The sequence below is a fragment of the Mesorhizobium sp. M1169 genome (assembly GCF_040318345.1).
Classification (GTDB): domain Bacteria; phylum Pseudomonadota; class Alphaproteobacteria; order Rhizobiales; family Rhizobiaceae; genus Mesorhizobium.
Genome location: NZ_JAMYME010000003.1, coordinates 1 through 18,584, shown reverse-complemented (window position 1 = coordinate 18,584; position 18,584 = coordinate 1). Strand labels below are relative to the sequence as shown.

The 18,584-nt window shown below is 62.7% G+C and carries 15 protein-coding genes; 9 read left to right on the top strand and 6 right to left on the bottom strand.

Translation table 11 applies throughout. The features are described from left to right. Positions 1 to 22: 22 nt before the first annotated feature. On the bottom strand, positions 23 to 988 hold the full coding sequence (locus NKH41_RS03600) for a sugar-binding transcriptional regulator (protein WP_352612273.1): 966 nt from the start codon (positions 986 to 988) through the stop codon (positions 23 to 25). Between the two features lie 146 nt (positions 989 to 1,134). On the opposite strand from NKH41_RS03600, the gene NKH41_RS03595 reads away from it, so the two are divergent. From NKH41_RS03595 to NKH41_RS03570, 6 genes are all read left to right on the top strand, one after another. After that, the gene (locus NKH41_RS03595; RefSeq protein WP_352612275.1) at positions 1,135 to 1,380 is read left to right on the top strand and encodes a type II toxin-antitoxin system ParD family antitoxin; all 246 of its coding nucleotides are present in this window, start codon (positions 1,135 to 1,137) and stop codon (positions 1,378 to 1,380) included. Positions 1,381 to 1,397: 17 nt separating this feature from the next. Next, the gene (locus NKH41_RS03590; RefSeq protein WP_352472289.1) at positions 1,398 to 1,712 is read left to right on the top strand and encodes a type II toxin-antitoxin system RelE/ParE family toxin; all 315 of its coding nucleotides are present in this window, start codon (positions 1,398 to 1,400) and stop codon (positions 1,710 to 1,712) included. Positions 1,713 to 1,802: 90 nt separating this feature from the next. Then, the gene (locus NKH41_RS03585) at positions 1,803 to 3,443 is read left to right on the top strand and encodes an acyl-CoA synthetase (protein WP_352612278.1); all 1,641 of its coding nucleotides are present in this window, start codon (positions 1,803 to 1,805) and stop codon (positions 3,441 to 3,443) included. Between the two features lie 236 nt (positions 3,444 to 3,679). Then, entirely contained in the window at positions 3,680 to 4,288 is a 609-nt protein-coding gene (locus tag NKH41_RS03580) for a TetR/AcrR family transcriptional regulator (RefSeq protein ID WP_352681212.1), read from the top strand. 62 nt (positions 4,289 to 4,350) lie between these two features. Continuing rightward, positions 4,351 to 5,499: an efflux RND transporter periplasmic adaptor subunit gene (locus NKH41_RS03575; RefSeq protein WP_352768476.1), complete on the top strand. Its 1,149-nt coding sequence runs from the start codon at positions 4,351 to 4,353 to the stop codon at positions 5,497 to 5,499. 208 nt (positions 5,500 to 5,707) lie between these two features. Further along, positions 5,708 to 8,842 carry an efflux RND transporter permease subunit gene (locus NKH41_RS03570; protein ID WP_352768479.1) on the top strand — a complete coding sequence of 1,045 codons (3,135 nt, stop codon included), beginning with the start codon at positions 5,708 to 5,710 and terminating at the stop codon, positions 8,840 to 8,842. Positions 8,843 to 8,900: 58 nt separating this feature from the next. Here the strand turns inward: NKH41_RS03570 and NKH41_RS03565 are convergent, their stop codons facing one another. Together NKH41_RS03565 and NKH41_RS03560 are read right to left on the bottom strand one after the other, a co-directional pair. Then, a complete protein-coding gene (locus tag NKH41_RS03565; protein WP_352455217.1) occupies positions 8,901 to 9,359 on the bottom strand; it encodes a helix-turn-helix domain-containing protein in 459 nt (152 codons plus the stop codon). Continuing rightward, entirely contained in the window at positions 9,352 to 9,723 is a 372-nt protein-coding gene (locus NKH41_RS03560; RefSeq protein ID WP_352472295.1) for a DUF4258 domain-containing protein, read from the bottom strand. Before NKH41_RS03560 ends, NKH41_RS03565 begins: the two co-directional genes overlap by 8 nt. A gap of 177 nt (positions 9,724 to 9,900) precedes the next feature. On the opposite strand from NKH41_RS03560, the gene NKH41_RS03555 reads away from it, so the two are divergent. The 3 genes from NKH41_RS03555 to msuE all read left to right on the top strand — a co-directional run bounded on the left by NKH41_RS03555 (position 9,901) and on the right by msuE (position 13,559). Continuing rightward, positions 9,901 to 11,394 (top strand): aldehyde dehydrogenase family protein, encoded by a 1,494-nt coding sequence (locus NKH41_RS03555; protein WP_352472296.1) that lies wholly within the window; start codon positions 9,901 to 9,903, stop codon positions 11,392 to 11,394. Positions 11,395 to 11,527: 133 nt separating this feature from the next. Beyond that, complete coding sequence (locus NKH41_RS03550; protein WP_352502051.1) at positions 11,528 to 12,883, top strand: LLM class flavin-dependent oxidoreductase; 1,356 nt, start codon at positions 11,528 to 11,530, stop codon at positions 12,881 to 12,883. A 115-nt stretch (positions 12,884 to 12,998) separates the two neighbouring features. Then, complete coding sequence (gene msuE / locus NKH41_RS03545; RefSeq protein WP_352932097.1) at positions 12,999 to 13,559, top strand: FMN reductase; 561 nt, start codon at positions 12,999 to 13,001, stop codon at positions 13,557 to 13,559. Positions 13,560 to 13,706: 147 nt separating this feature from the next. Here msuE and NKH41_RS03540 read toward each other — a convergent pair whose 3' ends face one another. The 3 genes from NKH41_RS03540 to NKH41_RS03530 form a co-directional block, all read right to left on the bottom strand. After that, positions 13,707 to 15,416, bottom strand: coding sequence for a trimethylamine N-oxide permease (locus NKH41_RS03540; protein ID WP_352768481.1), 1,710 nt, complete (start codon positions 15,414 to 15,416; stop codon positions 13,707 to 13,709). 216 nt (positions 15,417 to 15,632) lie between these two features. Next, positions 15,633 to 18,002: a trimethylamine N-oxide demethylase gene (locus tag NKH41_RS03535; RefSeq protein WP_352932094.1), complete on the bottom strand. Its 2,370-nt coding sequence runs from the start codon at positions 18,000 to 18,002 to the stop codon at positions 15,633 to 15,635. A gap of 296 nt (positions 18,003 to 18,298) precedes the next feature. Then, the coding region (locus NKH41_RS03530; RefSeq protein ID WP_352516115.1) for a transposase at positions 18,299 to 18,584 on the bottom strand (286 nt) is incomplete at its 5' end.

Sequence of the window (18,584 nt, the reverse complement as noted above, 5' to 3'; positions counted from 1 at the left end):
AATGCGTCGGCGGCTCTAGGTATCAGGCGACCTCTTTTGCTGCTGCTCCGGCATGGTCGAGCAGCCGTCGCGCCATGCGCGCGCCTACGACCAGATGGGTGCAGAGCCCGCCGGCGATCGCCGCGACGAGCGGTTCGAACTTGCTGTCCTCCTGCACCACCACAAGGCGCTTTTCGATGCTGTGCAGCGATGACAGCTCTGCCGAAATCAGCCGGCGGTTGTAGCTGCAGTCGAGCGCCTGGCCTCGGGCGTCGATGATCTGCCCGGCAATGACGCCGGCCGCACCCGCCTTGCGCAATGCAGCCATTTCGCTCTCGGTCAGCGCGCCGCATTTGACCAGATGGCTGTCGGTGTCCACCGAGCCGACCGAATACAGCGCCAGGTCGCACTCACCGATGCCCGACAATTGCTCGCGGATCACCGGCTCGGCGCGCAGGCCGCGTGCCAGTTCTTCCGTCGTCAGAACCAGCGGCGCGTAGAAGTTCAGTCCCTTGGCGTTGAGCCGGCGCGCGATTTCCATGGTGCACTGGTCCGGCCGGTACGAATAGGGGGCGCCCAGATTGCCGCAGAGCTGCACCACGGTGACGTCCTGCAGATCGGCATAGGACATGATGTCGGCGATGGTGTAGATGGTCCGCCCCCAGGCGACGCCGATACGGTCGCCCTTCCTGACCAGCTCGAGAAAGACGCTTGCCGCCAGCACCGCGATGTCGGTCGAGGGGTCGGCGACATAGCCGTTTTCCGGCGCGATCCAGACCGCGTCGAGCTTCAGCGCGTCTTCCAGCTTGCGCGCCAGCACGTCGTCGGTGAAAAGCTGGGTCGAGGTCGAGATGTTGACGATGCCGGTCTCGCGCGCCTTGCGCAGATACATCGCCACCGAGGCACGGGAAATCTTGAGCTGGCTGGCCACCTGGTCCTGGCGCAGGCCGTGTGCATAGTAAAGCCAGGCGGCCTTGTGGATAAGCTGTTCTGCCGGTCGGATCGCCATGCCATCTCCTCGCTGACATTATTCACGGCTCTCGACAAAAGTCAAACCTTAGGCTGCGCACCTGATCCGACACCTGGCATTCCGGATGTCAGTAATTGCGCATTTATTGTTATCTCGGTACAATAAACCGATCAGGAGGTCCGACAATGAACGTATCATTGGGAGAGCGTTGGGAAACCTTTGTTTCCAACATCGTCAAGTGCGGCCGCTACGGTTCTGCCAGCGAAGTCGTGCGCGAGGGCCTGCGCCTTGTCGAAGAGCGCGAGGAAAAGCTGAAGGCGCTCCGTGCCATGGTGGACAAGTCGTTTGCTGAAGGCGGCGAAGCCACCGAGCAGGATATTGACGCCGCCTTGGAAGCCAAGGCCAAGCAACTCGCAAGGGAAGGCTTTTAGGAGTGCCACGGCTGCGCATGCTGCCGTCGGCACAAGCAGATTTGGTCAATATCCTTGAATACCTCACTCGTGAAAGCGGCAGCCTGTTTATTGGCGGGCGTTTTGTGGATGCTCTGCGCCAGAAATGCCGTGATCTGGCGAGCTTGCCGGCGACGATTGGTCGTGCTCGTCCCGAACTCCGGCCGGACGTCCGAAGTTTCGCTTTCAGGGGATACGTGATTTTCTTCCGCTATAATGGCGACTTTTTCGAAGTGGCGAATATCGTGGAAGGGCATCGGGACATCGACGCTTTGTGGCCGGAGGGTGAGGGCGGGGAGGGGCGTCCCAAGTAATGGGCGAAGTGTCTGATGGCGGTGCACGAATCCAGTACGCGCTCAGGATCTGGTGGTAAGAAGGCTCGACCAGACATTGCGGAGGACGGGATGGGCAATCCCTACGAACAGGATCTCGACAGGAATCCGGCCAACCACCAGCCGCTGACGCCGCTCACCTATTTTGAGCGGGCGGCAAAAACCTTTCCCGACCAGACCGCCATCATCCATGGCCGCCAACGCACGACCTATCGCGATTTCTGGAAGCGCTCGCTGAGGCTTGCCTCGGCGCTGGCGAAGCGCGGTATCGGCAAGGGCGACACCGTCACCGTCATGCTGTCGAACACACCGCCGATGCTGGAAGCGCATTTCGGCGTGCCGATGACCAGGGCGGTGCTGCATTCGCTCAACACCCGCCTCGACGCCGCCGTCATTGCCTTCCAGCTCGATCACGCCGAAAGCAAGGTGCTGATCGTCGACCGCGAATTCGCCGGCGTGGTTCGGCAAGCGCTGACGCTGGCCAAGGTCAGGCCGCTGCTGATCGATTACGACGATCCCGACTATGCCGCCGATGCGCCCTATGCCAAGGGCGAGCGGATCGGCACGCTGGACTACGAGGCGTTTGTCGCCGACGGCGACGAGGATTTCGCCTGGTCGATGCCGGACGATGAATGGGATGCCATTTCGCTCAACTACACCTCCGGCACGACAGGCAATCCGAAGGGCGTCGTCTGTCACCACCGCGGCGCGGCACTGATGGCCTATGCCAACACCATCCATGCCGGGATGGGCAAGCACCCGGTCTATCTGTGGACGCTGCCGATGTTCCACTGCAACGGCTGGTGCTTTCCCTGGACGCTTGCCGTGCAGGCCGGCACGCATGTCTGCCTGCGCTGGGTGCGGCCGAAGCCGATCTACGACGCCATCGCCGATCACGGCGTCACCCATCTGTGCGGTGCACCCATCGTCATGTCGGTGCTGATCAACGCCTTGGACGAGGACAAGCGGCAATTCCCGCAGACCGTCACCTTCAACACCGCCGCGGCGCCGCCGCCTGAGGCGGTGCTGTCGGGCATGGCCGATGCGGGCTTTGCCGTCACCCATCTCTACGGCCTGACCGAAACCTATGGCCCGGCCGTCGTCAACGAATGGCATGGCGAGTGGGACCTGCTGGAGAAAGGGGCGAGGGCGGCGAAGAAGGCCAGGCAAGGCGTACGCTATGCCGCGCTCGAAGGCCTGACGGTGATGGACCCGCAGACGATGCAAGAGACGCCGGCCAACGGCGAGACGATCGGCGAGGTGATGTTCCGCGGCAACATCGTCATGAAAGGCTATCTCAAGAACCGCAAGGCGAGCGACGAGGCCTTTGCCGGCGGCTGGTTCCATTCGGGCGACCTCGGCGTCATGCACCCGGACGGGTACATCCAGCTCAAGGACCGTTCCAAGGACATCATCATCTCCGGCGGCGAAAACATCTCCTCGATCGAGGTCGAGGAGGCGCTGTACAAGCATCCCGCCGTCGCTTCTTGCGGCGTTGTCGCCCGATCCGACGACAAATGGGGCGAGGTGCCGGTCGCCTATGTCGAGCTGAAGCCGGGCAAGGCGGCGACCGAGGCGGAGGTAATCGAGCACTGCCGCGCGCTGCTCGCCCGCTTCAAGGTGCCGAAAGCGGTGATCTTCGCGGAAATCCCGAAGACTTCGACGGGCAAGATCCAGAAGTTCCGGCTACGGGAGATGGCAAAGCAGCCTTAGGGCCTGATCCGAAAACGGAACCGATTTCGGAAAGCATCTTTTCAAGATCCTTCGCAAAAACACGGGGCGGCGTTGCAGGCGCGCCCGGCGGAAACCACATGCGTTTCATGGGCCAACTCCGTCCAGGGATGTCACCATTTGTCATCAGCAGCCAAAATCGTGCCTTGACAGGTGATGGTTTTCAATTTACGAGTGACGAAATTCTAAATTCGTCAGTCGTAAATTTGGCCAACGAGATGCTTGAAACCCTAGACACAGCCGCCGATTCCGCCCGCCAGGAAAATGTCACGCGCATCCTGGATTGCGCGGAGCGATTGTTTCGCCACTACGGCTACGGCAAGACCAACGTCGCCGACATAGCGCGCGAACTCGGCATGTCGACCGCCAACATCTACCGCTTCTTCGCCTCCAAGGTGGAAATCCATCAGGCGGTTTGCGGCCGTATGCTCGAGACCTGCTACCGGTTGAGCTACGAAGCCTGCCATGGTTCCGGCACCGCCAGCGAGAAGCTCCGCCGCTATGTGCATACGCACTATCAGTGGACGCTGGAAACCATGATCGACCAGGAGAAGGTGCACGAGATGGTCATCGTCGCCATCGAGCGCGACTGGCACGTCATCGAAAAGCACATCGACAGCATCCATGAACTGGTCGCGGAAGTGATCCGCGAGGGAATCGCTACCGGCGAGTTCATCGATCAGGATCCGGTGATCGCTTCCCGGTGTTTCGGCGCTGCCATTATCAGCCTCTCTCATCCGCAGATAATGGCCCAGTGCCTCGCCAAGAAGAACCGGGCGACGCCGGACGAGCTTACCGAGTTTGCCATCAGAGCCTTGAAGAAATGACCATTGCCGCCCGTCGGGCGGTGATGTCGGCAATTCATCTCCACAGTTCGGGAGTACGAAAAGTGTCTTTGTCCAAGTCCATCACCTACAGGCGACCGGCCGCCGGCCTGGCACTGATTGTCGTTGCCGCTCTCGGCCTCGCCGGCTGCTCGCAAGAGAAAGCCGAGGTCAAGGAGATCATCCGCCCGGTCAAGGTGGTCGAGATCGCCAAGGCGAGCGATACCCGTCAGCTTTCCTATTCCGGATCGGTGCGCGCCCGCACCGAGATGAATCTCGGCTTTCGCATCAACGGCAAGATCACCGAGCGCCTTGTCGACATCGGTGACCGCGTCAAGCCGGGTGACGTTCTCGCCCGCGTCGATCCCACCGACTACGAGCTCTCGGTGAGAAGCTCTCAGGCCAGCCTCGATGCTGCGGACCGTCAGGTCGAGACAGTCGAGCTTACGCGCAAGCGGGCCGAACAGCTCTACGCCAAGAATTTCGCGCCGAAGTCGCAGCTCGAGCAGGCGACGCTCGCCTATAATCAGGCGGTCGCCACGCGAGACTCCGCCCGCTCGCAGCTTGCCCAGGCACAGAACCAGGTCCGCTATACCGATCTCAAGGCGGACAAGAACGGCATCGTCACTGCCGTTGCCGCCGATGTCGGCCAGGTTGTCGGCTCCGGCACGCCGGTGGTGACCGTTGCCATCGACGGCGAGAAGGAAGTCCTGATCGCTGTTCCGGAAACTGATATTGCCGAATTCAAGCCGGGCAAGACCGTCAAGGCTGGCTTCTGGTCCGATGAGGCGCTGACGCTCGACGGCAAGGTCCGCGAAGTCGCCGGCAGCGCCGATCCGCAGTCGCGCACCTTTGCCGTTCGCGTCAGCCTGCCCAACGATCCTCGCGTGCTGCTAGGCATGACCGCCTCCATCGAAGCCGCGGTGGACAACCGGCAGCAGCTGGTGTCGATCCCGCTGGCCGCGTTGGCGCAGAAGGACAGCCAATCGATCGTCTGGACAGTCGACCGCAACGGCGGGACCGTCCATGCGCATCCGGTCAAGGTCGCCGCCTTCACCCCCGACGGCGTCAGCGTCGCCGATGGGCTGAAGCCGGGCGACGTCGTCGTCGCCGCCGGCACGCAGTTCATGACCGAGAATCTGAAAGTCAAGCTGACCGGTGATGCAGCGCAACAGTCGGCGTCGGCCGATGACGCTGCAAGGCGCTTGCGCTGACGGCCAGGCAATTCACGGTTTCCGGGCGGCAGGCGCCCCCGATTTTCGAGATCTCAGGTCGATGTAACCCCCACGTCGATCCTCGCGTCCCACCGCGATGTAGATCTCTCAACTCGGAAAGCCACGCCGCCCGGAAGCCCACATCGGAAGTTCCTTGGGCATGCGAAAGCGCGTGCTCTGTTGATCAAATTGAAACGGACTGACGCCGATGACCATCGACACCAATGAAAAGCGGTCTTTCAATCTTTCGCGCTGGGCAATCGGCCATCCGAGCATTGCCCGCTTCCTGTTCGGGCTGATCATCGTCGCCGGTGCACTCGGCCTGATGCGCATGGGCCAGAAGGAAGACCCCGATTTCACCTTCCGCGTCATGGTCGTCCAGGCGATCTGGCCAGGCTCCTCGATCAAGGAGATGGAGGACCAGGTGGTCAACAAGATCGAGCGCAAGCTGCAGGAAACGCCGCACCTCGATTTCGTCCGCTCCTACACCCGCGCCGGCAGCGCCATCATCACCTTGCAGGTCAAGGGCGACACCAATCCGGCGCAGGTCGCCGATGCTTTCTATCAGGTGCGCAAGAAGGTCGGCGATATCGCCAATGAGCTGCCGCAAGGGCTGCTCGGGCCCTACTTCAATGACGAATTCGGCGACACGTTCATCACCCTGCATTCGATCAGCGGCGACGGCTACAGCTATCCCGAGCTGAAGAAATTCGCCATCCAGGCGCGTGACATGCTGCTGACGACGCCCGGTGTCGAGAAGGCCGTGATCATCGGCGACCAGCCGGAAAAGCTCTACATCGACGTTTCTTCCAAGGTGCTTGCCGAACGCGGCCTGACGTTGACCGACCTGCAGAATGCGATCCAAGGCCAGAACAATGTCGACCCGGCAGGTTCGGTCGACACCGGCCAGCGTTCGGTGCGCATTTCGGTCGAGGGCGATGTCACCAGGGCGGCCGACATCCGCGAGCTTCGCCTGCGCGCCGGCAACCAGGTGACGCGCCTCGGCGACATCGCCACCGTGACCTCCGGCCTCGAGGATCCGTACCAGCGCAAATACCGTTTCAACGGTCACGACAGCGTCCAGCTCGGCGTCGTAATGGCCAAGGGCTTCAACGTCACCGACGTCGGCAAGGACGTCGAAGCGACCTATAAGCGCTTCGAAGAGGCGCTGCCCTATGGCGTTTCGGTCGATCAGATTTCCGACCAGCCGCATGTCGTGAAGGAGGCTGTGAGCGAGTTCATGGAAGCGCTCGGCGAAGCGCTGCTGATCGTGCTTTTCGTATCGTTCCTGTCGATCGGCTGGCGCTCGGGCCTGGTGATCGCGATCGTCATTCCGCTGGTCCTGGCCGCCACGTTCGCCATCATGTACGAGCTCGGCATCGACCTGCAGCGCATTTCGCTCGGCGCGCTGATCATCGCCCTTGGCCTCCTGGTCGACGACGCGATGATCGTCGTCGAAATGATGGAGCGAAAGCTCGAGGAAGGCTTGGTCAAGGTCGAGGCGGCGAGCTTCGCCTATTCCTCGACCGCCTTCCCGATGCTGACCGGCACGCTGATCACCACGGCCGGCTTCATCCCCGTCGGTTTCGCGGCCTCGACCGCCGGCGAATATGTGCGCACCCTGTTTTACGTCGTCGGCATCGCGCTGGTCGTGTCCTGGTTCGCGGCGGTCTATTTCACGCCGTGGCTCGGCCACATGATCCTGAAGCAGCGCAAGCACGCCGGCAACCATCACGATGTCTTCGACACGCGCTTCTACCGCCGTCTTCGCTCGACCGTTGCATGGGCGGTGCGCCACCGCATCATCGTCCTGGTGATGACGCTGATGACGTTTGCCACCAGCCTGTGGGCGTTCCAGTTCATCCCGCAGAATTTCTTCCCGCAATCGTCGCGCCCGGAAATCCTTGTCGACCTCTGGCTGCCGGAAGGCACCAGCATCAAGGAAGTCGAGACCCAGGCCAAGGCGCTCGAAGCCAGGATGATGGACGACAAGGACAAGCGCTTCATCGCCACCTATGTCGGCGAAGGCGCGCCGCGCTTCTTCCTGCCGCTCGACCAGCAGCTTCGCAACCCGAATTTCGCCCAGCTTCTGGTGATGGCCAATGACGAACCGGCCCGCGAGCGGCTGATTGTCAAGCTGCGCACCATCCTGGCCAATGATTTCCCATCGATCCGCGCCAAGGTCGACCGCCTGTTCCTTGGTCCGCCGACCGGCTGGCCGGTGCAGATGCGCGTCATGGGTCCGGATCGCCAGGAGGTGCGCCGCATCGCCGACGAGGTGAAGGCGAAGTTCCAGGCAAATCCGCTGCTCGGCGCCATCCACGACGACTGGCTGGAGCCGGTGCCGACGATGAAGCTGGTGATCGACCAGGATCGCGCCCGTGCGCTCGGCGTCACCTCGCAGCGCATCCGCCAGACGCTGCAGGCGGCCATGTCGGGAGCGCCGCTCGATGACTTCCGCGACGGCGAGGAGACGGTTTCGATCGTCGCCCGTGAGCCGGAGGCAAGCCGTCACCTGCTGTCGGCGGTCGACTCCGTCTACATCCCGACCGATTTCGGCGGCTCCGTGCCGCTGTCGCAGGTCGCCAAGGTGGTCCCGGTGCTGGAGCAAGGCGTCGAATGGCGGCGCGACCGCTTGCCGACCATCAGCGTACGCGCCACGCTTCCGGACGGCGTGCAGCCGAACGATGTCGCCATGAAGATGTACAGCGAGATGCAGGGCCTGCGCGCCAGCCTCGCCCCCGGCTACAAGATCGAGATCCAGGGCGGCGCCGAGGATGCGGCCGAAAGCCAGGCCTCGATTGCGGCGAAAGCGCCGATCATGCTGGCCGTCATCGTCGTGCTGCTGATGATCCAGCTGCAGCATTTCGGCAAGGCCATGCTGGTGCTGGCCACCGGCCCGCTCGGCATCATCGGCGCGGCGGCGGCACTTTTGATCAGCGGCGCGCCGTTCGGCTTCGTCGCCATCCTCGGTGTCATCGCCCTGCTCGGCATCATCATGCGCAACTCGATCATCCTGGTCGATCAGATCGACCAGGACATCGCCGCCGGCGTGGAGCGTTCCGAGGCCATCATCGGCTCGGCGGTGCGCCGGTTCCGGCCGATCGTGCTGACGGCGCTGACGGCGGTGCTGGCGCTGATCCCGATCTCGCGTGGCGTCTTCTGGGGGCCGCTCGCCTACGCCATGATGGGCGGCATTCTCGTCGCCACGGTGCTGACCATCCTTGTCCTGCCGGCAGCCTATGCGCTGTTCTTCGGCAGGGAGCCCAAGAAGGTGGTGGAGCAGCCGGCCGAGACGGAAGAAAAGAACGAAAGGCCGCAACTGGCCCTGGCGGCCGAATAGCGGTCGAGCGAACGTCTTCCATAGATAACCCCGCCGAGGCGGGGTTATCAGGGTCGGGTCAGGCCGCAATCAGTTCGTACGGCCGAGCATCGTTATTCATTTTCTGTATTTTGATCGGTTGCTCGTCCGCGGTAGGAACGCTCCGACGCGACAACTCATCGATTCCCGCGTCAACAGGCAGCCCCAGCTTTTCGATTGCCAAACGACGCACCAGGGCCTCAGCCGAGCTGTCAATGTCGATTTCGTTGCGCTCCCATCGGCCAATCGACTGCTTGTCACGGTGGACCATGGCGGCCAATTCAGCTTGGGTCAGACCCATTTCGGAGCGCAGGAAACGAAGCTCGTCCCCGCTCATGCCCTTGGCATGGCTTACGATCCCAAGCGCGATTACTTGATGCAGTTCATTCACAGCAGGAATCGTGATGATGTCGTCGCCATCGTCATCCACCTCAACGGCGATGCCTTCGATGTAAACGTTGAGCAGACCGCTTTCTGTGTAGTGGTGTGCGTTATTCATCAGCTTCAACTCCAATTATCGAGCCCGCTTTTCGCTCGAACTCATCGATCCACATGACCGAAATAACTTTGACGAGACATCCGTTCTTGGAAGGGATGATAACGACCCCGATGGATCGACTCCCGCTGTTCGGTGTCTTGCACTCCACGCGATAACGGAAATGACCCGGCCGGGTTGCGGGCACAGGTGGTTGGTACACATTTCCAAACTTGAGCGCATGCAGCACATCAGACATGATCAAGCCGCGTTCGGAAAGCCGATCCTGCGCATGCAGCTTGTACGAGATGTTTAGTTTCAGATTTCTCGCGATAGATCTTATTTCAATCGTCGCACGGCCGGCATCCCAAGGTTGCGTGATCGTCACAAATCCCCCTTCTATGGCATTCCTTCCGGTGCTTCATCTATCATGGTGATACCTACATAAGTGCTGAACGTCAATAAACAAGCGGCATGCCATTGACGCCCGTTGGGTGGTGACAAATTCGCTACCGAACACAGGACGACACCGCTATTAAGACTAGCGCGTGGTTGGAGGACAGTCATGACCATAGCTCAGACAAAGGCACCGCTGCGGCTGCCGATCGACGGGCGCCATCGCCGGATGTTCATCGGCGGCGGCTGGGTCGATGCCCGCTCCGGTCGGACCACGGAGAGCCGCAATCCCGCCACCGGCGCGGTCATCGCCACGGTGCCGCGCGCCGACCGCCAGGACATCGACTTAGCGGTGACTGCTGCGCGCAAGGCGTTCGAGGGCCCGTGGAGCCGGTTCAAGCCTTATGAGCGCCAGGTGCTGCTGCTGAGGATCGCCGACCTCTTCGAAAAGCACTGGGAAGAGATCAGCCGCTCCGACACCACCGACATGGGCATGCCGATCATACGCACCCGCGCCAATCGCAACCGGGTCATCGGCATGCTGCGCTACTATGCCGGCATGGCGACGGCGCTGCACGGCGAGACGATCGACAACTCGCTGCCCGGCGAAATCGTCTCTTTCACCCGCAAGGAGCCGGTCGGCGTCGTCGGCGCCATCATTCCCTGGAACGCGCCAACGGCGGCGTCGATCTGGAAGATCGGCCCGGCGCTGGCGACCGGCTGCACCATCGTGCTGAAACCATCGGAAGAGGCGCCGCTGACGCCGCTTTTGATCGCCGACATCATGAACGAGGCCGGCGTTCCGGAAGGCGTCGTCAACATCGTCACCGGCACCGGCACCGAGGCAGGTGCCGCACTCGCCGAGCATATGGGCGTCGACAAGATCGTCTTCACCGGCTCGACGGCGACCGGCCAGTCGATCGTGCGGGCCTCGGCCGGCAATCTCAAGCGCGTCTCGCTGGAGCTCGGCGGCAAGTCGCCGGTCATCGTCTGCGCCGATGCCGATCTCGACAAGGCGGTGCCGGTGGCGGCGATGTCGGTGTTCGCCAATTCCGGCCAGATCTGCATCGCCGGTTCGCGCCTTTTCGTCGAACGGCCCGTCCATGACGAGTTCGTCGAGCGGCTCGCGGCATACGCCAAGGGTCTCAGGGTCGGCGACGGCATCGACCCGGCGACCGAGATCGGTCCGCTCGTCTCCGAAAAGCAGCTGCAACGGGTCACCGGTTACCTCGAGGCCGGCACCGCGGAAGGGGCGAAACTCGTCACCGGAGGCACCCGGCTTGTGGAAGGCGCGCTTGGCGCGGGCAATTTCGTCGCGCCGACCGTCTTTGCCGGCGTCTCGGACGACATGAAGATCGCCCGTGAGGAGATCTTCGGGCCGGTGATTTCAGCCTTGCCGTTCGATACGCTGGACGAGGCAGTCGAGCGGGCCAACAACACGCCTTACGGCCTGGCTGCAGGGGTCTTCACCCAAAATCTCGCCACCGCCCACCAGCTGTCGCGCAAGATCCGCGCCGGCTCGGTCTGGGTCAATACCTATCACGCCATCGATCCGGCCGTGCCCTTCGGCGGCTACAAGATGAGCGGCTACGGCCGCGAGGGCGGCGCCGAGCACCTCGCCGAATATCTTAACACCAAGGGCGTGTTCATCAAGATCGATTGATCGGTCCGCCGCCCGCACAAAAAATGCTCCCCGACGCCGGTTTTGCAAAACAGAATTCCTTCCCATGGCCGCAAAGCCATCCCATGCTCGAGCAATTGGAGCGTTACGCTCGTCGTCATCGGTGCGTTTTTCCATGGCAGAAAATCGACAATTGCGGCTTGGCGCTTTCATGCGGCCCGTCAGCCTTCATACCGGCGCCTGGCGCTACCCGGGCGCCTATCCCGACGCCAACTTCAATTTCGCGCATCTCAAGCACTTCGCGCAAAGGCTGGAAGCGGCAAAGTTCGACGCCTTCTTCATGGCCGACCACCTGGCCGTGCTCAACATGCCGATCGAGGCGCTGCGGCGCAGCCACACGGTCACGTCCTTCGAGCCGTTCACGCTGTTGTCGGCGCTTGCCGCCGTCACCGATCGTATCGGGCTGATCGCAACCGCCTCGACGACGTTCGACGCGCCGTACCACATCGCCCGTCGTTTCGCCTCTCTCGACCATATCAGCGGCGGGCGCGCCGGCTGGAATATCGTCACCACATCCAATCCCGACGCCGCGCTGAATTTCGGCCTCGACGAGCATGTCGAGCACGACGAGCGCTATCGCCGGGCGCGGGAGTTTTACGATGTCGTCACCGGCCTGTGGGACAGTTTTGCCGACGATGCCTTCATCCGCGACGCCGAAAGCGGGCTCTATTTCGATCCGGCGAAGCTGCATGTGCTCGACCATAAGGGCGAATATCTTTCGGTGCGGGGACCGCTCAATATCGCGCGGCCGGTGCAGGGCTGGCCGGTCATCGTGCAGGCCGGCGCGTCGGAGGCCGGACGGCAGCTCGCGGCGGAAACGGCCGAGGTGATCTTCGCCGCCCATGCCGATCTCGCCTCGGGGCAGCGCTTCTTTGCCGACGTCAAGGGACGTGCGCAAAAACTTGGCCGGTCGCGCGACGACATCAAGATCCTGCCCGGCGCCTTCGTCATTGTCGGCGAGACCGTCGAGGAGGCGCAGACGAAGCGGGCCAAGCTCGACAGCCTCGTCTACTACGAGAGCGGCGTCGCCTCGCTGTCGATCGCGCTCGGCCACGACGCGTCGCGGTTCGATCCGGATTCAGTCTTGCCCGAAATCCCGGAAAGCAACGCCAGCAAGAGCGGCCGCGAGCGCGTCATCGAACTGGCGCGCAAGGAAAACCTGACCGTCAGGCAGCTTGCGCAGCGGCTGGGCGGCTATTCCGGTCTTGCCTTCGTCGGCACTTCGAAAACCATCGCCGACGAGATGGAGGAATGGCTGGTCACCGAAGGCTCGGACGGGTTCAACGTCATGTTCCCCTATCTTCCCGCCGGATTGGATGATTTCGTCGAGAAAATCGTGCCCGAATTGCAGCGGCGCGGCATTTTCAGGAGCGAATACGAAGGATCGACCCTGCGCGAAAATCTTGGCCTGAAGCGGCCGCCAAACCGGTTCTTCCAACCTGAGACGGCAGCGATCCGCAAAGCTGGTTAGAACCGGTAATGATTTTAGACCGCGGCAAGCATCCGTTCTTTTCGTTCGGTCCGAATGTCCATAGGGTCATGAGCAGCGGGCTGGCAGCCCGAAATCATCGCGAGGGCTTTGCATCATGACCAATCCGGCCGTTGTCGGTTTCTCAGGCAATTTTACCCGGCCGTCCAAGACGCGCGGCTTCGTCGATCGTATCGTGCACGAGGTAGCCGGCAGATATGGCCTGGCCGCCAGCACGCATGACGTCGTCGACCTCGGCCCCAGCCTCGGTGGCGCCAAATGGGCGCGTGAACTGGATGCGCAAGCGGGCGATATCCTCAAGCGCGTCGTCACGGCGGACGTGCTCGTCGTTGGCTCGCCCACCTACAAGGGCAGCTATACCGGCCTGTTCAAACACTTCTTCGATCTTGTCGACCCGACGGCGCTCAGGGGCAAGCCGGTGGTGCTGCTGGCGACCGGCGGCGGCGACCGGCATGCGCTGATCATCGAGCACCAGCTGAGGCCGCTGTTCGGCTTCTTCGAGGCCTTTACGCTGCCGACCGCGATCTACGCTTCGGACAGGGATTTCATCGACGGCGTGCTTGCGTCCGAGACGATCCTGGCGCGCGTCGGACAGGTGCTCGAGGATATCGGTGCAGCGCTTGGCGGTCGCTCCCGCGCCGGCACCGCTGCCGAATAGCCCCTAAAAAGAAAAACCCGCCTCAGCGGCGGGTCTCAGGGCGAATCAGCACCATACGAAGATTAGTAGCATAGCTGCCGGCACAAAGCAAGAACAAAATGCAGGGACCGAGCGCGCCTTGCGCGCCCGATCCCTCAAGGCAAGCCGTCAGATGACGAACAGCCAGTTGGCGAGCAGCATCACCACGACGCCGGCGACGAGCGTCAGATAGGGCAGCATCCCCGCCTTTTTCACCGCAAGGTCGGACGAGCTCATGCCGAGATCGGCCAGCATGTGGTCGGGGAATTTGCCCTTGTCCTGGATGTAATGCCGGAAGCAGAACACCGGGATGATCAAGGCTGCCGTGATCAGCCCGGCCCACAATGCCATCGGGTTCCAGACCTTGGCTCCGGCGCCCATGAAGACCGCGTTGACGTAGGCAAAGATCGCGCCGAGGCCGAGCAGCCAGCTCGGCGCCTTCCATGGCCGCGCGATGTGGCCATTGTCGATGCGGTGGATCCAGCCGGCATTGAGATTGAGGAAGTTGAAGATGATGTAGCCGCAATTCGACACCGCGAGGATGAAGAAGAAGCTCGTTGCGTCGGCCGAAGCGATGGCCAGCACGATCAGGTTGAAGATCAGGTCGGTCCACATCGCCCGCGTCGGGGCGCCGTGCTCGTTGACATGGCTGAGATAGCGCGGCAGCCAGCCGTCGACCGAACCTTGATAGAGCGTGCGCGAGGAGCCGGCCATTGCCGTCATGATGCAGAGCACCAGCGCCAGGATCATCAGCATCACCAGCAGGCTGTGGATCAGCTGTCCGCCGCCGACCATACCGGCCAGCGCATCGGCAACGCCGGAGCCGTCGACGATCGGCGTCGCCAGCATGCCGTTCAAGCCGAGCACGCCCTGGAAGGTGAACGGCACCAGGATGAACAGCAGCATGCACAACAGGCCGGAATAGAAGATCGCCTTGAAGGTATCGGTGCCCGGGTTTTTGAACTCGGAGGTGTAGCAGACCGCGGTCTCGAAGCCGTAGGTCGACCACGCCGCGATGAACATGCCGCCGAGCACCAGCGTCCAGCCGGCGATGTTCCACGCGCCGGGCTCCGGCGCATAGGCTGCCGCGAGCGGCACCAGCGGCGAGAAGTTTGCCCAGTTGATCTGGCCGGTGACGATCGGTACCACGCCGACGATCAGCATCGGGATGATGACCAGCAGGCCGATATATTTCTGCACGTTGGCCGTGCCCAGGATGCCGCGATGCTGGATCGAGAAGATGATCAGCATCAGCACCGCGCCGATGAAGAAGGTGGCGTTGAAGGTGAAGGAAACCGGGCCAAGCGTGTGACCGTAGAGCGTCCAGTTACGGATCGCCGGCGTCGCCGCCGCGGTGACCGCGGTGATGGCGTCGGCGGCGCTGGTTCCGGCATGGGCCGCGATATAGGCGGCGACCTCCGGCGACGTGTCGGTGAACAGCGGCACCGGCGCCAGTGCGTTGAGGATATAGGCGGCGGCGATCGAGCAGCCGAGCGACAGGACCGGCGACCAGGCGAACCAGTTGCACCACACCGAAAGCGGCGCAATGAATTTCGAATAGCGCAGCCACGCGGTGGCGCCGTAGACCGAGGCGCCGCCGGATTTGTTCGGGAACAGCCCGGCGATTTCCGCATAGGTGAAGGACTGCAGGAAGCCCATGACCATGGATACGGCCCAGATCAGGAAGGCCAGTGTTCCGGTGGTGCCGGCGATGCCGCCGATCGAAAACAGGACAAGGGCCGGAACGCCGCTTGCCACCCAGAAGGCGCCGCGCCAGTCGATGTTCCGGTGCAGCTGCCCTTCGGCAGGCGGCACCAAGGTGGTGACTATCGTGCTCATTTACGTGGATTCCCCATTTTTGATGTTCCCCATCGGCAACAGCCGCAATCTCGCGAGGCGTCATCGACGCTCACGTTGAACGACCCCAGGCGTTTTCCGCTCAGTAGTATTTTTTTCTTAGCAGTGAAGATTGACCCAACGGGCTTTCACGTCAAGCGCTTTGTGACGCTGTGCACATTGCGCTTGTGGGAGAAGGGAAGAACCAGGAAGCATCGGTCAGGAGCGCGGCCTGGTCTTTTGCGGGTCGTAATGGGCGAAGGCGACGACGCGCGCCGGCAGCCGCTTGCTGTGACCATCGAGCTTGCCTATCTCGACCTCGGTGCCGATCGCCGAATGCGTGACGTCGAGCCTGGCCAACGCGATGGTCTTGTTCAGCACCGGCGAACGCATGCCGGAGGTGACGACGCCGATCTGCGCCCGGCCGATATGCACGCAATCGCCGTGGCCGACGGCGACATTGGCGTCGATGTCGAGGCCGACCAGCTTCTTCTGCGGGTTTTCCTTGCGCCGGATCAGTGCCTCGCGGCCGATGAAATCGTCGCTCTTGGTCTTCAGCGGTACGGTGAAGCCGATGCCGGCCTCGAACGGATCCGTCTGGTCGGAAAACTCGTGAGCAGCAAAGATCAGCCCGGCCTCGATGCGCACCATATCGAGCGCCTGCAGCCCCATCGGCTTCAGGCCGTGCGGTTGGCCGGCCTGCCAGATCGCGTCGAACACCTTTTCGGCGTCGCGCGGATGGCACCAGATCTCGTAGCCGAGCTCGCCGGTGTAGCCGGTGCGCGAGACAACGACCGGAATGCCGTTGCCGCCGCCGATGCGGGCGACGGCGAAACGGAACCATTCGAGCTCGTCGATCGACGGCTGCAGCGGCGAGGTCCAGATGATCTGCCGCAGGATGTCGCGGCTTTTCGGCCCCTGCACGGCAACATTGTGCATCTGGTCGGTCGAGGAGCGCACCAGCACGGTGAGGCCGAGTTTTTGCGCCGTTTCCCGCAGCCATTCGCCGGATAGATCGTCGCCGCCGACCCAGCGGAAATTATCCTTGCCGAGCCTGAGCAGCGTGCCGTCGTCGATCATGCCGCCATGCTCGTAGCACATGGCGGAATAGACGACCTGGCCGACGCCGAGCTTCTTGATGTCGCGGGTCAGCGTGTATTGCAGCAGCGCCTCGGAGTCCGGCCCGGTGACCTCGAACTTGCGCAGCGGCGACAGGTCCATGATCACGGCGTCCTGCCGGCAGGCCCAGTATTCATCGATCGGGCCTTGCTTGGCGAAGGAATTGGCGAGCCAATAGCCCTTGTACTCGACGAAGTTGCGGGTGTGCTTGGCAAAGCTCGAATGAAAGGCGGTCTCGCGGGTCATTTTCGGTTCCGAATCGGGCGTCATGCGTCTGGCGATCGCTCGCGAGAATTTGTGCTGGCCGGGATAGGTTCGCACATGGATGTCGGTCAGGTTCCAGCCATTGGCCGGCGTCGTATCGTCGGGGCAGGCGGACGAGACGCAGACGATGTCCGTGAGCGCCTTGAGTAGCACATAGTCGCCCGGCCGCGACCACGGCTCGTCCGACACCACGACGCCATGCGCGTCGATGGCCGTGTTGAAGAAGAAGTTGATCGCCATCCAGCCGGCGCGAGGCGTGACACCCTTGTCGGCCAGCGCGCGGTTGAAATTCTCCGAGCAGTTGGGATGGCCGGGATAACCGATGTCGTCGTAATATTTGGCCGCGCAGGCGAGCGCGAATGCATCGTGGCGGCCGCAAGTGTCCTGCACAACCTCGACCAGCGGCTCCATGTCCTGGTCGTAGTATTTTGAGTGCAGACCGGGCATCGGATAGCTCGAACCCATCAGCGTGCGCGTCGTCGTCACGTCGAGCGGATGATCGCGGCCCCTGTCCAGCTTGCGCGCCGAAAAGCACTGAAAGTCGGTGCATTGGCGCCCGTCGACATCGATGATCTGCAGATAGTCGCCCGCCTTGACGAAGTAGGCCTCCGCCGTCGCCGAATGGACGCGCAGGTCGAGCACGGGATCGGCCAGCGGGTCGGCAAGCCTGGATTTCGCTGCTGGGCGGATGGTGGCGCGGCGGACGATGACGCTAAGCGGCGTCGCCGTATCGTGGCCGTCGACCAGCATCGGCCCGCCGGGCGCGGCAATCAGCATCGACCCATCGCGGGCGACGGTAAAAGCCTGTTCGGTACCGGCAGGGGTGGCGCCGCCGAAAACGCGAACCGCCTTCGCCTGGTCGAGCTGCACCTGGCGCCGCTCGAGCCCCCGGCGCAAGGATGCGAGGCTGTCGTCGCCTTCGGCCAGCAGCGCCTTGATGCCGGCGGCATTGCTGTTCGATTTCTCGCTGAGAATGCCGGGATCGGTCGCGTTGCTGCTGTCCCATGCCAGCAGCTCGCAGGCCTGCCCGCCCTCGACATCGCGCACGGTGACAATGTCGCCGGCCTCGACCTCGATCAGCACCGCGCCATTGCCCTGAACCGAGTAGCGCTCCATCCCGGCCGGCAGCGTAATCTGGCCTGGCCGCAGGATCAGGCTCGGCCGGGGCGGTCCGGCGACGACGGCGGGGTAGGGCGACTGGCTCATCTCAACCTTGGTTTCGAGAAACAAGTTTGCCTGTGTGTGAAATTATTTTAGCGGGAAGAATAGGATAGAAGAGCCGGAGTTGGCAAGTGAAGGCGAGGCGCGCGCCTCTTCCTTCTCCCCTTGTGGGAGAAGGTGGATCGGCGCGCAGCGCCGAGACGGTTGAGGGGTGTTGGACGGAGTGCCGTCATAGCAGTTGTGTGCGTCAAGTTCTGCAAAATGGCGTGGCATTGCGTTGACGTCGGCGTGTCCGCCGCGCAGCCCCCGTGTTTAGCGGAGCGGCGGACACATGACGGTGCTCAGGCGGCCAAGGCCCTCAGGCTCTCCTTCTTGTGCTCGCGCAGATGATCCATGTTGAGGTAGCGGGTCGCCTCGAGCCAGTTCTCGTGGATCTCCACCGCCAATGCCCGAACCAGCCGCAGACAGCTCCGCGGGTTGGGGAAGATGCGAACGACCAGGGTGCGCCGCTTGATCTCCTGGTTCAGCCGCTCCAGCATGTTCGTCGACTTCATGTGCTTGTGGTGAGCTAGCGGCAGCCGATAGAAGCTCAGCGTCTCCTCGATGTTATCTTCCACCCAGTTGACC